The organism is Natronosalvus caseinilyticus, from assembly GCF_017357105.1.
In the GTDB taxonomy this organism is placed as follows: Archaea; Halobacteriota; Halobacteria; order Halobacteriales; family Natrialbaceae; genus Natronosalvus; species Natronosalvus caseinilyticus.
The window spans coordinates 423,755-442,098 of the sequence record NZ_CP071596.1 but is presented as its reverse complement, the minus strand read 5'-3'; the positions used below and the strand labels follow the sequence as shown (position 1 = coordinate 442,098).

Below are 18,344 nucleotides of genomic sequence, written 5' to 3'. Positions count from 1 at the left end.
CGCTCGAGTCGATCGATGCCCCTCCAACCGATACCCCTGACCAATGAGTGACTCGAACCGCGTCGAGCGACGACGGTCCGAAAGCCGCGTTCAGCTCCTGATCTCCCAGGAGCGGAATCGAGCCGCCGTCCGGCGCCTGCTCGAGGACCGTTACGAGGTCGTCACCGACGAGTCGGTCGTCGAGGCCGACGCCTATCTGGTCGACGACTTCTCGTTTCCCGACTACCACGCGGCCCTCGAGGAGCGCGTCGAGGAGAGCGATCCGGCGTTCTGTCCAGTCGTCCTCGTTCGGCGGGAACGGACGAACCCCCGGATCGTCCTCCCCGACCCGGACGAGAACGACGGCTCGCTCCTGGTCGACGAGATCGTCACCGCGCCGATCGAACGCGAGCCGCTGGTTCGACAGCTCAACTCCTTGCTCGCCCGCCGTCAGCAGTCCCTCGAGTTGATGCACAACGTCACCCGACTCGAGGAGTCCAACCGCGCACTCGAGCAGTTCGCTTACGCCGCCAGTCACGACCTGCAAGAACCCCTGCGGATGGTCTCGAGTTACCTCCAGTTGCTCGAGAATCGATACGGCGACGACCTCGACGAGGACGCCGAGGAGTTCCTCGCGTTCGCCGTCGACGGCGCCGAACGCATGCATCGGATGATCAAGGCGCTCCTCGAGTACTCGCGGGTCGACACCGAGTCGGGGTCGTTCGACCCGGTGGACCTCGAGACGGTCGTCGAGAACGTGCGTTCGGACCTGCGGATGAAGATCGGAGCGTCACAGGCGGAGCTCACGGTCGGCTCGCTTCCGACGGTTCGTGGCGACGCCGAGCAACTCCGACAGCTCTTCCAGAACCTGTTGAGCAACGCCCTGGAGTACACCGACGAGGAGTCGCCGACCGTTCGTATCGACGCGGAACGGGACGGAGAGCGGTGCCGGGTGAGCGTGACGGACGACGGACTCGGGATCAGCCCGGAGAACCAGAATCGGATTTTCGACGTGTTCGAGCGACTGCATACCCGCGACGAACATCCGGGGACGGGGATCGGACTGGCGCTGTGTAAGCGCATCGTCGACCGCCACGACGGGCGTATCTGGGTCGAGTCCGATCCTGGGGAGGGGTCGACGTTCGTGTTCACGCTTCCGCTGGCCGACGAATCGGCGGAGAGCGAGGCGGCGTCGAAATCGGAGACGGCAGATTAACACCTCCCCCACCGAAACGTCGCGTAATGACCACGCTGGCAATCGTCGGCGGGGACTGCCTCCGCCCCGATGGAACCGTCGACCGCGCGGACGTACTGATCGATCAATCGACCGGCGAGATCCTCGAGATCGGCGAAGGTCTCACGGCCGACGAGACGCTCGAGGCGACCGACTGTCTGGTGACGCCGGGCTTCGTGAACGGCCACACCCACGTCGCGATGACGCTCCTGCGGGGGTACGCCGACGACAAACCCCTCGACGCCTGGCTGCAGGAGGACATCTGGCCCGCCGAGGCCGCCCTCTCCGCCGAGGACGTCCGGGCAGGCACCGAGCTAGGGTTGCTCGAGTTCATCAAGGGCGGCGTCACCGGCTTCGCCGACATGTACTTCGAGATGCCCGAGGTCGCCGCCGCGGTCGAGGAGGCCGGCCTCCGGGCGCGACTCGGCCACGGCATCGTCACCGTCGGCAAGGACGAAGCCGACGCGCGAGCGGACGCCCAGGAGAGCCTCGACGTGGCCCGGGAGTTCGACGGCGCGGCCGACGGCCGCATCTCGACGGCGTTCATGCCCCACTCGCTGACGACCGTCTCTCAGGAGATTCTCGAGGAATTCATCCCGAAGGCCCGTTCCGCGGACGTCCCGATTCACTACCACGCGAACGAGACCACCGACGAGGTCCACCCCATCGTCGAGGAACAGGGCGTTCGCCCGCTCGAGTACGCGGACGACGTCGGGATGCTCGAGTCCGAGGACTTCGTCGCCCACGGCGTTCACCTGAACGAGCGCGAGATCGAGTTGCTCGCCGAGACCGGGACCGGCGTGATCCACTGCCCGGCGTCGAACATGAAACTCGCCAGTGGCATGGCGCCGGTCCAGGAACTCCTCGACGCGGGGGCCACGGTCGGCCTCGGAACGGACGGCGCCGCCTCGAACAACGACCTCTCGATGCTCGACGAGGCCCGCGACGCCGCGATGCTCGGCAAACTCGCCGCGAACGACGCCAGCGCGGTCCCCGCCGAGGCTGTCGTCGAGATGCTCACCCGGGGGAGCGCCGACGCCATCGGTCTCGAGAGTGGCCGCCTCGAGGTCGGGGGCGCGGCCGACCTCGCCGTGATCGACCTCGAGGCGCCCCACCTGACGCCCCGTCACGACCTCGTGAGCCACCTGACGTACGCGGCCGCCGCGAACGACGTCCGTCACACGGTCTGTGACGGGCAGGTGCTGATGCGCGACCGGGTCGTCCAGACGCTCGACGAGGCCGCCGTTCGACGACGAGCGACCGAGCACGCTGCGGCCGTCCTCGAGCGGGTGGCCTGACCGGGGTCGGTCGTACTGTTCAACGGAACGAACGGTCGGCCCAGGTCCGTCCTAGTCGTGAACGTACGTTGAACACTCAGCTTATTCTATAAACGCTATAAACGATTCTCGGACGGCTAAAACGACCATCAACGGATCCGAACTGCTGACGGGGTTTATCAGTACTCTCGAGGGTGGTCCAGCCGGGATGAGACGCTACACACTCACCGCAGCGGTACTGGCTGCGGCGATGATCCTCTCGGTGCTGGCCCCGCTCGGTGCGGCGGCCATGGCCAGCGAGGACACGACTGAATCGCTGCTCACGATCGACGTCGACCAGACCGACGACGTCGTCGTGACGATCGAACGAAACGGAACGGCAGCCGACAACGCCACGCTCGAGGTCGCCCCGAGTGACGAGAACGACTCCTACGCGGGTAACGGAACGTACACGGCCGACGAGAACGGGACCGTCGCGTTGCCGACCCCCGAGGAGAACGTCTCCGTCGATCTCACGGCGTCCGCCGACAACGTGACGGCCACCACGAGCGTGACGCTCGAGGCGGCCGACGACGAAGACGGTGACGACGACGAGTCGGCTGACTCCTTCGGTGCCCTCGTCTCGCAGTTCATCGAGGAAAACCGTAACGACACGGACGGTCCGTTCGGAATCGCCGTCGCGAACTTCGTCGTCCAGAACAACCCCGGGAACGCCCCGGATCACGCCGGTCCACCGAGCGACGACGAGCGCGGCCCGCCAGCCCACGCGGGTCCTGACGGCGATGCAGACGACGATGGTGACGCCGACGACGAAGGCGATGACGCTGATGACGACCGTCGCGGCTCGCCGGACAGAGACGAAGACGACAAGCGCGGCCCGCCAGCCCACGCGGGTCCTGACAGCGATGCGGACGACGATGGGGAAGAAGTTGACGGGATCGACGAAGCTGACGAAGACGACGACAATGACGATGAAGACAGTGACGACGGCGAAGACGTAGACGAAGACGAGGACGGCGACGACAGCTAACCCCGCTCTACCACGATCGAACCCGAATCGAGCCCGAACCAGCACCCGAACCCGGACTAACCCCCCCAACCGGCTTCGGGTCGAACGCGCTGCTGGGGGAGCGTACCGGACGCGGTCGCTGTCAGAGGCACCCACTACGCTCCTCGCCGGATACCCTGCTCTGAACTCCCCCGCGAATTGCGACCTCCTCGAGCCGTCTACTCCACACCCAAACCGACAGGTTTCTTCGGACTCGTCGTCGTTCGAGGTCCGATTACGCCGTCGAAACGCCGACTCCCTCGCAACCCGACCCGCCTTCGGTAGGGTTTTGAGCGCCCTCCGTCTCTATCGGAACATGACCGACTATCCACCGATCAGCGACCAGCTATCGGCCGCCGCCGCGGACCCCGACTCGGACGTCCAGGACCTCGAGTCCGCGCGCAAGGAGGGCCGTCGCAAGATGGACTGGGCCGCCCAGCACATGCCGATCCTCACCGCGCTCCGGGAGGAGTTCGAGGCCGACCGACCCCTCGAGGGCGAGCGCATCGCGATGGCGATGCACGTCGAGGCCAAGACGGCGAACCTCGTCGAGGTGCTGGCCGACGGCGGCGCCGAAATCGCCATCACCGGCTGTAATCCCCTGTCGACCCACGACGACGTGAGCGCGGCGCTCGACACCCACGAGCACATTACGAGCTACGCGAAACGCGGCGTCGACGGCGACGAATACTACGACGCGATCCACGCGACCCTCGACCTCGAGCCGACGATCACCGTCGACGACGGGATGGACCTCGTCGCGGCCGTCCACGAAGACTACCCCGAACTCATCGACGGCATCGTCGGCGGCGCCGAGGAGACGACCACGGGCGTTCACCGCCTGCGCGCAATGGACGAAGACGGCGCGCTCGAGTATCCCGTCTTCGCGGTCAACGACACGCCGATGAAGCGGCTGTTCGATAACGTCCACGGCACCGGCGAGTCCTCCCTCGCGTCCATCGCGATGACCACGAACCTCTCCTGGGCCGGCAAGAACGTCGTCGTGGCCGGCTACGGCTACTGCGGGAAGGGCGTCGCGAAGAAGGCCGCCGGCCAGAACGCGAACGTGATCGTCACCGAAGTCGAGCCCCGCCGGGCACTCGAGGCCCACATGGAGGGCTACGACGTGATGCCGATGGCCGAGGCCGCCGAGGTCGGCGACGTCTTCCTCACGACGACGGGCAACCGAGACGTCATCGTCGAGGAGCACTTCGAGGTCATGCAGGACGGCGTCTTGCTGGCCAACGCGGGCCACTTCGACATCGAGGTCGACCTCGATGGGCTCGCTGACCTCGCCGTCGACACCTACGAGGCCCGTGACGGCGTACAGGCCTACGAACTCGCGGACGGCCGCCGCCTGAACGTGATCGCAGAGGGACGACTGGTCAACCTCGCAGCCCCCATCGCGCTCGGCCACCCGGTCGAGGTCATGGACCAGAGCTTCGGCATCCAAGCTGCCTGCGTCCGCGAGATGGTCGAGAACGGCGATGCGTACGGGCCGGGCGTCCACGACGTTCCGGACGAACTCGACAGGGAGATCGCCGAGATCAAACTCGCCGCCGACGGCGTCGCGTTCGACGACCTGACGGACGTCCAGCGCGAGTACATGGGTTCGTGGGACCACGGGACATAGACGCCCGTTGCCGGTGGCGGCCGATGTATCGGTCGTCGGACCGAACGCTCGAGTCGCTGCTCGAGCGGGATCGAAGACCAGACAGATGGTTTTAAGCGAATCGCTCGCCGAGTTGGCGCCATGAGCACTGCAACGAAGGTCGTCGTCACCACGATCGCCGCCTCTACCCTGTTGGCGCTGCTGTTCGTCGCCCAGTCGATCGTCGCCGCGTGAACGCGATGTTCGAGGAGCGCCGCCTCTCACCGGCCGTCGACGCCGTTCGCGAGGAACACGTCCCCGACGCACTCGTCCTTGACGCAGGGAGGGACTTCGAGACGCTCCCGCCGGCCCAGGCGGAGGACCTCGGCTTGCTGGTCGAATCCCTCGAGCCGTCGACCTACCCCGCCGAGTGGCTCCCCGAGGACGCCCCGCGACTGCTCGCTCGCTACGCCGGCCGCGACTTCACAATCGGGATGCCCGGCGACGGGAGCATCGTCTGGACGCGCCAAACCAGGCCGCCGGTCGTGCTGGTCAAGAGCCGCGTTCAGGGCACTCCGGAACCGTTTCTGGACTTTTTACTCGCGGAGGCGCTCGTCGAGCTCGGCCTCGAGGTGCCCGAGCACTTCCTGGGGTTCTTCGAGGAGACGTATCGAGACCTCGACGCGGCCGTCCCGCTCGAGCCCAACGCCACCTACCAGATCGCCGCGGCGCTGTACGACGGCTGGACAGGGCTCCAAACGCGTGAGGTCTTTCGGTCCTGGACGGACGCGGACACCCACCCCGAACTGGCGGAGGCGTGGAAAGACGCCGGGACGCGACTCGAGGGGCGGGTCGCCGAACTTCCGGGGGCCGTCGCCCGCGGCGAGACGGACCTCGCTGACGCGACGGAACTCGCGTGTGCGGCGATCAAACACGGCCTCGAGTTACCGGCACCGTTCGCGGCCCTCGACACGAGCGCCTACCGCGACCACGGCCCGTCCTACGCGGTCCGGTGGGCCGAGAAGACGTTCGCGGCGCTCGAGGGAGCGTAACTCCTCGAGTTGTGAGTGTTCGAAGTTCGAATACAGACCCGCGCTCGCGAACCGCCGTTCAGAACTCCGCCGTGACGGTCCCGTCCTCGTCCAGGTCGACGATCCCGGCGAACAGCTCTCGGAACTGATCGACGACGTCGGCGTCGTGGACCTCCTCGGAGAGGTGAAACAGGCCGACGGCGTCGTGTTCCTCGAGCAATCCCACCAGCCGTTCGACGGTCTCGAGGGCGGCGTCTTCGCCGGCGTAGTAGGCGAGTTCGGTAACCGAGTCGAAACTCAGCCGTACCTTTCCGTCGTTTTCCTCGAGGAAGCGCTCGACCTGGCGAACGATGCCGTCGACGTCGTCGGGGGCGGCGACGTAGTGGACGTCGTCGCTCGAGCGCCGGGAGTAGCCTCGCTCGATGCTCAGCGTGTCGAGGATGACGGCGCGGGACTCGTCGACGTCGTAGTACTCGAGTTTCTGGGTGACCTCACGAGCGGTGGTTCGCGTCGAGATGACGAGGAACGAATCGGTGTCGGTCTTCAGGAAGTCGGTGTCGATGCGGTCGGTTTCGCCGGTGCTCGGGTGCAGGAGGAGAATCCCCGTCCCCCCTGGTACGGTCTCTGGCGTCCCCTCGATTTCGAGCGCGTACTCCATACTGGCGTGAACAAGTTCCGGGATTGACTTAAGGATGCGGATGTGCGTCGGCGGTCGGTTTCCGACTTCCGACCGGTCCGACGTACCCGGTGGTCTCCGTTGGACGAAATGGGACAGAACGGAGGGCTTCGATGGACGGCCGACGCGCACCCGATGCCCACGGGTTCGGCTGTACTGGGTCCCTCCACCAGTTCTTTTTTAGGCCGTCCTAAAAAACGTGTTGGTCGCGCCTCGCGCCCGTCGCGAAACGAAAATTCTTCCCACACTCGCGCTCGAGTAGGCGCATGAGCGTTCGCGAGGAGTTCGACGAGTGGGCGGCCGACGGCCGCGATAAGGGGATGGAGGCGCGCCACTGGCACACGGCGAAACACGCGCTCGCGCGGATGCCGGTCGAAGCGGGCGACACAGTACTCGACCTGGGGTGTGGCAGCGGCTACGCCGGACGCGCCCTCCGGGAGACGAACGACGCTGGAGCCGTCTACGGGCTCGACGGGGCGCCCGAGATGGCCCGCAACGCCGCGAGCTACACCGACGATTCGCGCGTCGGCTACGTCGTCGGCGACTTCGGCTCTCTCCCGTTCGCCGACGACAGCGTCGACCACGTCTGGACGATGGAGGCGTTCTACTACGCCGCCGACCCCCACGAGGCGCTCGCGGAAGTCGCCCGGGTGCTTCGCCCGGGCGGGACCTTCTACTGCGCCGTCAACTACTACGAGGAGAACGTCCACTCACACGGCTGGCAGGACACCATCTCGGTCGAGATGACCCGCTGGAGTCGCGACCAGTACCGGGAGGCCTTCCAAGAGGCGGGGTTGTACGTCGCCGAGCAGGATTCGATTCCGGATCGCGAGACCGAGATCCCGGACGAGAGCGCCTTCCCCACCGACGACTGGGAGACGCGCGAGGCTATGGTCGAACGGTACCGGGAGTACGGGACGCTCCTGACGGTGGGCGTCGCGCCCTGACGCTCTCGATTCCCGCTCAGTACGGTTTCCTCGCTGCTCAGGATGCTTTCTCCTGGCCCCTCAGTACGCCTTCTCTCCCGCCGGAATCGCCACCTCGAGCCAGTTCTCCTCGGGCGGGAGCGGGCAGTCGAACGTCTCGCTGAACGCACAGAACGGTGAGTACGCGAGGTTGAAGTCGACGACGAGGTCCTGGCCGTCCTCGAGGTCGCCGTCGACCTCGAGTTCCATGTACCGGCCGCCGCGGTAACTCTGCTGTCCCGTCGTCTTGTCCCGGAACGGGACGAACAGTTCGTCGGTGCTTCCGTCCTGACTGTAGGCGGCGAGTTCGTACCGTCCCCCCGCGAGGTCCGAATCCGCGCGCTCGAGGTCGAACGCGAGGGTGGCGACCCGGAGGTATCGCACTTCGCGTCCCGCGGTCGTTTCCATCGCGACGGGGTCGGCCTCGAGCTCGACCGTCGCCGTCACCCGGTACTCGAGGTCCGGTTCGAAGTACGCGAGACCGTCGAAGCCCTCGCGGTCTTCGGGTGGGATCGGCGACTGGGGGTGATCGCCGAAGAATCGGTCCTTCTCGGCGCGTTTTTCCTCGAGCGCCCGGCGGTACTCCTCGCGGTCGACGTCGGTGGCGGCTCCGCGGTCGCTCGCGGAGCCAGGGTCAGGGTCGTCGGTCGTCATAGCCGCCGATTGGCCCGCCGGACGGGTATGCCTTCCGTACTCAGGGACTCCCCGGCCCGTCGTCGACGTCGGGGAGGCGGGAGGGGTCCTCCTTCGCGGCGCGATACGCGACCAGGAACTCGTAGCCGAACCAGCCGACGACGGTGAGGGCAGTGAGGCCGACGATCGCCAGTCGCTCGAGTCCCTGGGAACCCCCCACGAACAGGAACCCGAAGACGACGGTCAGGAAGACCACGATACGTAGCCGGGTGAGGGGGGATCGGTCGTCGTCGGTGCGCGCGAGGTACAGTTGGGGCGCGGCGACGCCGAGTCCGACGATCACCAGGAAGCCAAAGAGCGGACTCGACCAGCGAGGCAATCCGAGTGCGTCCGTCACGAGGTCCAGCCCGAGGATGACGACGGCGACGAGCGCCATCGACCCCAGTAAGACGCGACTCTCTCGAGAGATCATACGCGGGGATTCGTCCGCCAGCGAGTAGCCGTTTTGGTTCTCGACCGCTCCCGAGATGAGCACGGACTCGAGAGCACCCCATTCCAGAAAGCGAACCCGGTTCCGGAACGATTACTCGGCTGTACCTTGGAGGTGGGGGCATGCTATCGATCGTCGGTCGCTTCCTCGCGCTCTTTCGCGTCGACCGGCGAGTCATGGCGCTCGCGTTCGCCCGGATGGCCGACGGTGTCGGCAACTCGTTTCTGATCATCGTCATCCCGCTGTACGTCGGCAGCGACCTGGTCGGCGGGAACGCCTTCGGCCTCGAGGAGGCCGTCGTCATCGGCACGATCCTCTCGCTGTACGGTTTTCTCAACAGCAGCGCCCAGCCGTTCACCGGGCGGTACTCCGACCGAACGGGCAAGCGAAAGGCCTTCATCCTGGTCGGCCTCGCCGGATTGGCCGTGACCAACCTGGCGTACGTCTTCGCCGACACGTACGCGCAGCTGTTCCTGATTCGCGGCCTGCAGGGCGTGAGCGTCGCCTTCATCGTCCCGACGTCGATCGCGCTCGTGAACGAACTCGCGACCACGCGGGATCGAGGCGGCAACATGGGCGTCTACAACACCTTTCGGCTGATCGGTTTCGGCGCCGGTCCAGTCGCCGCCGGGGCGGTCGTCAGTGCAGGTCCGTACGCGCTATCGGTCCCCGGGACGAACGGCCTCGGAGTCGCCGTCAACGGGTTCGACGCGGCCTTCTACGTCGCGACGGTCACCGCGGCGGTGAGCTACCTGCTGGTCACCGTCCTGGTCTCCGATCCCGAGTCGACGGTGGCGGACGCGGGGTCGGACCTCTCCATCGCCGCCCTCGACCGATCGGGCCGTCACCTCCTCGACCCGGTCTTCACCCTCGGTGTCGCGACGCTCTTTCTCGCGGGCTCGATCGCCCTGTTCGCGACGCTTCAGCCCCAGATCAACGCCCGCCTCGAGCAGGGATCGACCTGGTTCGGGCTCCAGTTCGCCGGCTTCGTGATCGCGCAGATCCTCCTCCAGACGCCGATCGGCCGGGCCAGCGACCGGTTCGGGCGGCGACCGTTCATCGTCGCCGGCATGGTGCTGTTGATTCCGACGACGATCGTGCAGGGGTACGCGTTCACCCCCGAGACGATGTTCCTCGCCAGACTGGCCCAGGGCGTCGCCGGCGCGATGGTGTTCGCCCCCTCGCTCGCGCTGGCGGGCGACCTCGCGGGTGCGGGCGAGTCCGGGACGAAACTGTCGGTGCTGACGATGGCCTTCGGATTCGGCATCGCTCTCGGCCCCTTCGCCTCCGGGACGCTCGTCGGCTACGGCTTTCGGGTGCCGTTTCTCTTCGGCGGCGCAATCGCTGCAGTCGGTGCGGTACTCGTCGTAACGCAGGTCGAGGAGACGCTCGAGGTCGACCGTATCGACGAGCAGGACGAACGCGGCGAACCGACCGACGGGTAGCGCCGACTGGGGGACTTGAGGCGTACACATATCCAGCCGTGGGATTGTACCACCCAGGTCGCAAGTGTTTGGTGATGGACCCTCTCCCAGCCGTACTCGAGGTCGTGATCTACGCCATCTTGATCGCGATCGGGCTCGCGGGACTCTCTCTGCACGTCCACTTTCGACGACTCGGCGAGCAACGCTAGTGGGTTCGCGGCGGAGCGAACCCGCTTTCAGGCGGTCCGATAGTTCCCGATAGGTGCCGGCTGACTCCGGACCGGTAGCCACCGATAGGTGCCGACCGGCTCACAGCCCGGGCGGCGATCATCGCGCGCTTCGCTACCTTTTTGCCGCCGCTGTGGGTACGACACGGCATGCGAACCGTGCGAGCGCCCGCGACGAGCGCGAACCTCGGCAGTGGCTACGACGTGTTCGGCCTCGCACTCGAGACACCCGCGGACGTCGTGCGCGTCGAGTGCGCCGAGGAGACCTCGATCTCCGTCACCGGCGCCGGCAGCACCTACATCCCGGAAGATCCGAAGTCGAACACCGTCGGGGCGGTCGCGGAGGCGCTCGGGGTGACCGCCCACATCCACATCGACAAGGGCGTCCGCCCGTCGTCGGGGCTCGGTTCCTCGGCCGCGAGTGCCGCCGGTGCCGCCCTCGCGTTGAACGCCCTCTACGACCTCGGACACAGTCGAACGGACCTCGTCTCGGCGGCCGCCGAAGGTGAGGCGCTCGTCTCCGGGGAGGCTCACGCCGACAACGTCGCCCCGTCGTTGCTGGGCGGGTTCACCGTCGTCACCGAGAACGGCATCACGCAGGTCGACGCGTCGCTCTCGCTGGTCGCCTGTCTCCCCGAAACCGTGGTTTCGACGCGTGACGCCCGCGAGGTCGTCCCCTCGTCGACGTCGCGAGCGGCCGTCACCGAAACCGTGGGCAACGCGGCGACGCTCGCCATCGGGATGACGCGCAACGATCCCGACCTCGTCGGGCGGGGGATGGACGACCCTGTGGTCACGCCCGCTCGAGCGGCCCTGATCGACGGCTACGACGACGTCAGGGCGGCGGCCCTCGAGGCCGGCGCGACGGGCGTGACGGTCAGCGGCGCCGGCCCGTCCCTGCTGGCGGTCTGTCGGGCCGGCGACCAGCGGGCGGTGGCCGACGCGATGCTCGAGACGTTCGACGACGCGGGCGTCGAGAGTCGTGCCTATCAGACCCGGGTGGGGCAGGGTGCGACGCTGTACGACTGAGGCGAGGTTCGGCAACCTGCCGACCTGATGTGACCAGACAACCTGTCGACCGGGGAAGCCTGGCGATCGATACCCATACACGCGAGGCGCCTCGAGTGTCGAGTATCCGCATGCGCCAGTTCGTCCTCATCGCCCACGACGTCCCCACCGACGCCGACTTCTCGCTCGACGACCTCGCCGGCGGCGCCGGCCGACTCGACGCCCTCTGCCGGTCGATCACCGCCTCGTTCGTCACCTCACACGGCATCCGAACCGACGTCCAGGTCCACCTCGTCGTCCAGGACACCTACACGATCACCTTCGACGGGCGCGACCTCCGGAACCTCAACCCCGACGAACGAAGCACCGCCGCGCTGGTCCGGACGGCCCTCGAGCACCGCGAGGAGGCCATCGGTGCGCTGCCCGCCGAGCCGAGTCCCGGCGTCGAACTCTATCGACGCGGGTTCGCCGAGACGCTCGAGGCGGTCGCCGAGGACGCTCGAGGCCCCATCGTTCAACTGCACGAGGACGGCGATTCTATCGTCGACGCCGATCCACAATCGCTCGCCGACCCCACCTTCGTCCTCTCGGATCATCACGACTTCACCGAGGAGGAAGCCGACCTGCTCGCCGAGGCGGCCGACCGACGGCTCCGACTCGGGCCGACGCTGCTCCACGCTGACCAGGCAATCACCGTCGCGCACCACTACCTCGATACCGAGGGCTACGAGCGGGTCTGAGGTCCGGAACGAGTCGTCGCGAACGCCCCGCTCGCACGAACCGAATCGAAGCGCAAAGGCCAAACCCCCACCGTCCCATTCACTCATCGAACCCGAAATGTCCGAACGGAAGCGTCTCGTCGTCGTCTGCGGGCTCCCCGGCACCGGAAAAACGACCGTCGCGTCGGACCTCGCGGCCCGGCTCGAGGCCGACCTCGTCCGCACCGACGTCGTACGCAAGGATCGGTTCTCCGACCCGGAGTACACCGAGACGGAGACGCAGGCGACCTACGAGGCGACGCTCGCTCGCGCGGCCAGGGCGCTCGAGCGCGACGGCGTCGCGGTCGTCGACGGGACCTTCCGCCGGAAACCGCTCCGCGAGCGAGCGCGGGCGGTCGCCGACGACGTCGACGCCCGGTTCGAACTCGTCCGCGTCGAGTGTGACACGGCCGTCGTTCGCACGCGCATCGCGGAACGTGAGGGCGACGAAAGCGACGCCGACTTCGCCGTCTACGAACTCCTCGAGTCGGAGTTCGAACCACCCGAGGAGCCCCACCACCGGGTGGACAACTCCGGTTCGCTGGCGGAGACCCGTCGTCAGCTGTCCGCGATCTGCGAGACGCTCGAGGCACGGGTTTCCTGAGTCGGTTCCGCAACCCATTCGCAAACGTTAAACTGTCGGCGGGCCTCGACTCGAGTGCGGGCCGGTGGGGTAGCTTGGTATCCTTCGGCCTTCGGGTGGCCGTAACCTCAGTTCGAATCTGAGCCGGCCCATACTACTCCCGCACGTCAAACCGCCGAGCGGCGCGTGCGCGCCGCGAGGTACTCGAGGTGCAGGAGTCGACGACGAGGCGAAGGTTCGAACTCCCGCGCTCACCGTCGGTGATCTGCCTGACGAGGAACGGTAACGCCGACCCGGGCGCTGCGGTCGCTGTCCTGTCGGGCGAATTACTCTGAGCAATACTTTTATGCTTGCCTGGTATCGATACGCACCAGAGAGGGTGTGAAAGAATGTCACGCAAGGAAACAGTCGGGACCGATCGCCGAACCTTTCTGAAGGTCACTGGAACGGGTGCACTGACGACAATCACTCTGGCAGGCTGTATCGGGACCGAAGGCGACGGGAACGGTGGCAACGGCGGGAACGGTGGTAACGGGGGTAACGGCGACAACGACAGCAACGGCGGCAACGGCGAGTCGCCCGACACCGTCGTGGTTGGACAGCCGGGGTCGTTGACCGGCACGTGGGACTTCCTGCAACCGGCAGCCTCCGACGCGACGGATCTGGCGGTACAGCAGATCAACGACGCTGGCGGGCCGCTCGATGCCGAGTTCGAGGTCAATCGCCAGGACACCACGGTCGACCCCCAACAGGCTCGCGAGGTGCTCAGGCAGTTCATCGACAGCGACGGTGTCGCCGCCATCAACGGCCTGTACTCGAGCGAGATCGAACCGCTCTGGGAGTTCATCCAGGAACAGCAAGTCCCGATCATCACGCCGTGGCCGGGCTCGACGTACCTCGACACCAGAGGCGGGGACAAGGGAACCGACGAGACGGACGACGACGAGTGGCTCTGGCGAACCGTCATCGGCGACACGGTCCACACGGCAGGCGCCGCGGAGGCGATGATCGACCAGGCCGGCGTCGAACGAATGGGCATCCTCAGCGCCACGAGCGCCGGCGAGGAGGGCTGGACGCGGCAGTTCACCAGCTGGTACGAGGAACTCGGCGGCGAAATCGTCGAGGTCATCTCGGCTGACGAGGGCCAGTCGTCCTACCAGAGCCAGTTGAACGAACTGTTCAGCAACGACTTCGACGCGTGGGCGCTGTCGTTCGCCCTCGAGGACGCGATCACGATCCTCCGCAACTGGGAGGACGGCGGCTACGGCGGGCAGTTGCTGATGGAAGACGGCCTCCGGGACGACTCCCTCATCGACGAAGTCGGCGAACAGGCCGAAGGCGCCTGGATCGCCGCCGGCAGTACGGAGGGGCCGAACTACGACCAGTTCCTCTCGAGCTACGAGGAGGTGAGCGACGAAGGACTTCACCCCTGGGCGGTCGCGGCCTACGACGCGACGAACATCATCGCGCTGGCGATTCACCACGCTGGCGAGACGTCTCACGAGGCTATTCAGCAGAGTATCGGCGCGGTGTCTCGCCCCGACGGAACGACCGTGACGACGTTCGCCGAGGGAAAGGACGCGCTCGACAACGGCGACAAAATCAACTACGAGGGTGCCGTGACCGACTGTGATTTCACCGAACACGGAAACGTCTGGGGGGACGTGGTCGTCGAGCGGGTGACGCCCGACGGCTTCGAGACGGAGTTCACTATCAGCGGCGACGACCTGCAGGACGAGATCGACGAGTACTGACGAGTCGTAGAACTATCTATGGAAATTCCACTCGCACAGGAGATCATCTTCGGTCTGGTTATCGGTTCGTACATCGCACTCGGCGCGATCGGGTTTACGCTGGTGTACGGCCTCGTCAACATGATCAACTTCGCCCACGGCGAGTTCATCACGGTCGGGGCGTTCGTCGGGTATCTCGCGGTCGTATTCGGCGGGCTCTCGATCCCGGTGGCCGTCGTCGTCGCCCTGGCGATCACGGCAATCGTCGGCTGGGTCATCGCCCGCGTCACGTTCGAACCCATGAACGAGGCGGGCGCAGTCCCGTTGCTATTGATGTCCATCGGGCTGGGTCTGGTCTTGCGCAACGGGTTCCGGGTGATCGCGGGACCGTCGCGTCGGACCCTTCCACGAGACGTCACAACGTACCGCTTCGACGACTGGGGCTTCTTCGTCACGAGTCAACAGCTGTTCATCATCGGCGTGACGCTCGTCGCCGTCGTCGTCCTCCACGTCTTTCTCAGCCGGACGATGCTCGGCATCGCGATGCGCGCGACCTCGGACAACGAGGACCTCGCGCTGGTCTCCGGGATCGACACCCGTCGAATCAGAAACGCGGTCTGGCTCGCCGCGTCTGGACTCGCGGGCGTCGCGGGCGTCATGCTCGCCGTCTCGCAGTCGGCCAACCCCAACGTGGGCTTCGGACAACTCCTGTTGATCATCACCGCTGCCATCCTCGGCGGCGCGGGCAGTCCCTACGGGGCGATCGTCGGATCGTACCTGCTTGGTATCGGTATCACCGTCTCCGTCGCGTTTCTCCCGTCCGGGCTGACGGAACTCAACGCGACCATGGCGTTCGTCGTCCTCATCGTCGTCTTGCTCGTTCGTCCCGGCGGCCTCGTCAACGCGGAGGTGCGGACGTCGTGAGCGCTCCGACGACCCGACTCGAGAACCTGCCGATCGACGCAGTCCACGTCGGACTCGCGTTGCTGGTGCTCTCGATAGTGTTCGTGCTGAGTCCGCTCTTCGTCCAGCCGCCGAGCGGCTCGTTCGTCTTCTTCGAAGTCGGCGTCCTCTTCTTCCTGTACGCGATGATCCTGGTCGGGTTGAACCTCCAGTTCGGCCACGCGGGACTGGTCAACTTCGGCCCGGTCGCCTTCTTCGCTGTCGGCGGTTACGCCGCAGCAATTCTGACCGCGAACGATCCGTTCCAGGCCGTCGGGCTCGGGTTTCCGTGGCCGGTCGGGGTGGTCGCCGCCGTCCTCGCCGCGGCCGCACTCGGCGTCTTGATCGGCGTCTCGACGCTCAGGCTTCGCGACGACTTCCTGGCCATCGTCACGCTGGCCGTCGCCGAAATCGTCCACGGGTTGATCGTCGCGTTCCGCGACGTGACCGGCGGAACGGTCGGCCTCACCAGCGTGCCGCGGCCGATCGCCGGGACCACCGACGTCGGCGGCGGCGCGGCGCTCGTGTCGACGATCATCGTCTTCGCGGCGCTCGCGGTGGTCTTCTACGGCGTCTTCCGCCGGCTGTCGGCCTCGCCGTACGGGCGCGTCCTCCGCGCGATTCGCGCCGACGACCAGGTGACCGAGACGCTCGGCAAGCGCGTGTTCCGGTACAAGGTCGCCGTGTTCGTCTACGGCGCCGCGATAGCGGGACTGGCGGGTGCGCTGCTGGTCTTCTACAACGGCGCCGCCGCGGAGGGTTTCTTCACCATCGACGTGACCGTCATCGTCTGGGTCGGGATGCTCATCGGCGGAGCGGGTAACGACCGCGGCGTCATCGGCGGGCTCGCGATCATCATGGGCTTTCAGCTACTGACGCGCTTTTTCAACGACGCGATTCCGTTCATCACCCAGGACCAGTTCGCCTCGATCCGGCTGATGTTCGTCGGGCTCCTGTTGATGCTCATCATCAGGTACCGCCCGGAGGGTCTCTGGGGCGACGCCGACAGGCTGGGGGTGGAGTCGTGACGCTGCTCGCCGTCGAGGACATTCGCCGGTCGTTCGGCAGTCTCGTCGCCGTCGACGGCGTCACCTTCGAGGTCCAGGCGGGTGAGATCGTCGGCATGATCGGCCCGAACGGCGCCGGGAAGACGACCACGTTCAACTGCCTCTCGAGCGTCATCGAGAGCGACGCCGGCACCGTCACGTTCGACGGGGAGGACGTCACGACGCTTCCGCCCCACGCCCTCGCGCGGCGGGGCCTCGTCCGGACCTTCCAGCGAACCCGCGAACTGGAGACGCTGACCGTCGAGGAGAACGTCCTCCTCCCGGCGCTCGACCACCCCGGTGAGCGGGCCTGGCACGCCGTCGGCCGGACGGACGCGAGCGAACGTCGCGAAGCCGAGGCCCGGCGACGGGCGCTCGAACTCCTCGAGGTGTTCGACCTCGAGACGATGGCCGACGAGTACGCCGGCACCCTCTCCGGGGGCCAGCGCAAACTCCTCGAACTCGCCCGATCGCTGATGCTCGAGCCGAAGATGCTCATGCTCGACGAGCCGTTCGCGGGCGTCAATCCGTCGTTGACGAAGGAGATCGTCGCGCACATCGAGGCGCTCAACGAGGACGGTCTCACGCTGCTCGTCATCGAGCACGAACTGGAGACGCTGACCGAACTGGTCGACCGCCTGGTCGTCCTCGCGGACGGGCGGGTTCTCGCGACCGGGACGCCGGCGGAGATCATGGAACACGAGGAGGTCATCGATGCCTATCTGGGCGGATGAGCTACGAGGTGATGCGATGAACGAGACACTATCCAGCCAGGACGGCTCGAGTGGACGAGGCGAATCGAGCGGACGAAACGGGTTGAATGAACGAGCCGATTCGTGCAGACGAGGCGAGTCGAACGGCACGCGACGAGGACGGGGTGGCCGATGAGCCTGCTCGAACTCACCGACCTGGACGCGGGCTACGGCGAGCTACAGGTGCTGTACGGGATGGATCTCCACGTCGACGACGGCGAGTACGTCGCCATCGTCGGTCCCAACGGCGCGGGGAAATCCACCGCGATGAAGGCCATCGTCGGGCTGGCGACGCACATGGGCGGGGACATTCGATTCGACGGCGAGACCGTCGCCGGACTGGAGCCACAGGCGATCATCGACCGCGGCGTCGGCTACGTTCCCCAGACCGAGAACGTCTTTCCGTCGCTGACGGTCGAGGAAAACCTCCGCATCGGCGCGTACCTGCTGGGCGACCTCCCGGACGATCGGCTGGCGGCGGTCCTCGAGCAGTTCCCGATCCTCGAGGAACGGCTCGACCTGCGGGCGGGGAACCTCTCGGGCGGCCAGCAACAGATGCTCGCGATGGCGCGGGCGCTGATCCCCGACCCGCCCCTGCTGTTGCTCGACGAGCCGTCGGCGGGGCTCGCCCCGGATCTCGTCGACGAGATGTTCGACCACATCGACGCGATCAACGACCGCGGCGTCACGATCCTCATCGTCGAACAGAACGCGAAGACGGCGCTTCGCCGCTGTGATCGCGGCTACGTCCTCGCTCAGGGGGAGAACCGGTACGTCGACGAGGGCGAGGTGCTGTTGAACGATCCCGAGGTCCGGCGACAGTTCCTCGGCGGGTAGCGAGACGTTCGAGTCGTCATTGCTCAGGTGGTGTCGCTCGAGTCGTCGTTGCTCGAGCACCGGTTCCTTTCGGCGATCACCCCCCCCCTCCTCGCCGGCTGCAACGCGAG

General features: G+C 66.7%; 18 protein-coding genes and 1 tRNA gene. 16 read left to right on the top strand and 3 right to left on the bottom strand.

Features of this window, described 5'->3' with window-relative positions; genetic code table 11:
• Nucleotides 1-43: 43 nt before the first annotated feature.
• From J1N60_RS02170 to J1N60_RS02150, 5 genes are all read left to right on the top strand, one after another.
• Nucleotides 44-1,195 carry a sensor histidine kinase gene (locus J1N60_RS02170; protein WP_312910320.1) on the top strand — a complete coding sequence of 384 codons (1,152 nt, stop codon included), beginning with the start codon at nucleotides 44-46 and terminating at the stop codon, nucleotides 1,193-1,195.
• Nucleotides 1,196-1,221: 26 nt separating this feature from the next.
• Nucleotides 1,222-2,511, top strand: coding sequence for an amidohydrolase (locus J1N60_RS02165; RefSeq protein WP_312910319.1), 1,290 nt, complete (start codon nucleotides 1,222-1,224; stop codon nucleotides 2,509-2,511).
• 187 nt (nucleotides 2,512-2,698) lie between these two features.
• Nucleotides 2,699-3,520, top strand: a complete 822-nt coding sequence (locus J1N60_RS02160; RefSeq protein WP_312910317.1) for a hypothetical protein — start codon at nucleotides 2,699-2,701, stop codon at nucleotides 3,518-3,520.
• 334 nt (nucleotides 3,521-3,854) lie between these two features.
• Nucleotides 3,855-5,171 (top strand): adenosylhomocysteinase, encoded by a 1,317-nt coding sequence (locus J1N60_RS02155; RefSeq protein WP_312910315.1) that lies wholly within the window; start codon nucleotides 3,855-3,857, stop codon nucleotides 5,169-5,171.
• Between the two features lie 218 nt (nucleotides 5,172-5,389).
• Nucleotides 5,390-6,181, top strand: a complete 792-nt coding sequence (locus J1N60_RS02150; RefSeq protein WP_312910314.1) for a DUF7089 family protein — start codon at nucleotides 5,390-5,392, stop codon at nucleotides 6,179-6,181.
• Between the two features lie 58 nt (nucleotides 6,182-6,239).
• Here the strand turns inward: J1N60_RS02150 and J1N60_RS02145 are convergent, their stop codons facing one another.
• Complete coding sequence (locus J1N60_RS02145; protein ID WP_312910312.1) at nucleotides 6,240-6,818, bottom strand: DUF7090 family protein; 579 nt, start codon at nucleotides 6,816-6,818, stop codon at nucleotides 6,240-6,242.
• Between the two features lie 284 nt (nucleotides 6,819-7,102).
• On the opposite strand from J1N60_RS02145, the gene J1N60_RS02140 reads away from it, so the two are divergent.
• Nucleotides 7,103-7,783, top strand: coding sequence for a class I SAM-dependent methyltransferase (locus J1N60_RS02140; protein WP_312910310.1), 681 nt, complete (start codon nucleotides 7,103-7,105; stop codon nucleotides 7,781-7,783).
• A 60-nt stretch (nucleotides 7,784-7,843) separates the two neighbouring features.
• On the opposite strand, the gene J1N60_RS02135 is transcribed toward J1N60_RS02140, so the two are convergent.
• On the bottom strand, nucleotides 7,844-8,455 hold the full coding sequence (locus J1N60_RS02135; RefSeq protein ID WP_312910309.1) for a DUF1684 domain-containing protein: 612 nt from the start codon (nucleotides 8,453-8,455) through the stop codon (nucleotides 7,844-7,846).
• Between the two features lie 40 nt (nucleotides 8,456-8,495).
• Nucleotides 8,496-8,969, bottom strand: a complete 474-nt coding sequence (locus J1N60_RS02130; RefSeq protein ID WP_312910307.1) for a hypothetical protein — start codon at nucleotides 8,967-8,969, stop codon at nucleotides 8,496-8,498.
• 77 nt (nucleotides 8,970-9,046) lie between these two features.
• Between J1N60_RS02130 and J1N60_RS02125 the strand changes: the two genes are divergently transcribed.
• From J1N60_RS02125 to J1N60_RS02080, 10 genes are all read left to right on the top strand, one after another.
• A complete protein-coding gene (locus tag J1N60_RS02125) occupies nucleotides 9,047-10,369 on the top strand; it encodes an MFS transporter (RefSeq protein WP_312910306.1) in 1,323 nt (440 codons plus the stop codon).
• A gap of 356 nt (nucleotides 10,370-10,725) precedes the next feature.
• Nucleotides 10,726-11,604, top strand: coding sequence for a homoserine kinase (locus J1N60_RS02120; protein WP_312910305.1), 879 nt, complete (start codon nucleotides 10,726-10,728; stop codon nucleotides 11,602-11,604).
• 110 nt (nucleotides 11,605-11,714) lie between these two features.
• Complete coding sequence (gene trmY, locus J1N60_RS02115) at nucleotides 11,715-12,323, top strand: tRNA (pseudouridine(54)-N(1))-methyltransferase TrmY (RefSeq protein WP_312912640.1); 609 nt, start codon at nucleotides 11,715-11,717, stop codon at nucleotides 12,321-12,323.
• Between the two features lie 97 nt (nucleotides 12,324-12,420).
• A complete protein-coding gene (locus J1N60_RS02110; protein ID WP_343233345.1) occupies nucleotides 12,421-12,945 on the top strand; it encodes a P-loop nucleotide/nucleoside kinase family protein in 525 nt (174 codons plus the stop codon).
• 58 nt (nucleotides 12,946-13,003) lie between these two features.
• Nucleotides 13,004-13,076 (top strand) — tRNA-Pro (locus tag J1N60_RS02105).
• A gap of 237 nt (nucleotides 13,077-13,313) precedes the next feature.
• Nucleotides 13,314-14,678: an ABC transporter substrate-binding protein gene (locus J1N60_RS02100; RefSeq protein WP_312910304.1), complete on the top strand. Its 1,365-nt coding sequence runs from the start codon at nucleotides 13,314-13,316 to the stop codon at nucleotides 14,676-14,678.
• Between the two features lie 18 nt (nucleotides 14,679-14,696).
• The gene (locus J1N60_RS02095; protein WP_312910303.1) at nucleotides 14,697-15,581 is read left to right on the top strand and encodes a branched-chain amino acid ABC transporter permease; all 885 of its coding nucleotides are present in this window, start codon (nucleotides 14,697-14,699) and stop codon (nucleotides 15,579-15,581) included.
• The gene (locus tag J1N60_RS02090) at nucleotides 15,578-16,627 is read left to right on the top strand and encodes a branched-chain amino acid ABC transporter permease (protein WP_312910301.1); all 1,050 of its coding nucleotides are present in this window, start codon (nucleotides 15,578-15,580) and stop codon (nucleotides 16,625-16,627) included. Before J1N60_RS02095 ends, J1N60_RS02090 begins: the two co-directional genes overlap by 4 nt.
• Entirely contained in the window at nucleotides 16,624-17,379 is a 756-nt protein-coding gene (locus J1N60_RS02085) for an ABC transporter ATP-binding protein (RefSeq protein ID WP_312910299.1), read from the top strand. The genes J1N60_RS02090 and J1N60_RS02085 overlap by 4 nt, the downstream gene beginning before the upstream one ends.
• 150 nt (nucleotides 17,380-17,529) lie before the next feature.
• The gene (locus J1N60_RS02080; protein ID WP_312910298.1) at nucleotides 17,530-18,234 is read left to right on the top strand and encodes an ABC transporter ATP-binding protein; all 705 of its coding nucleotides are present in this window, start codon (nucleotides 17,530-17,532) and stop codon (nucleotides 18,232-18,234) included.
• Nucleotides 18,235-18,344 lie beyond the last annotated feature (110 nt).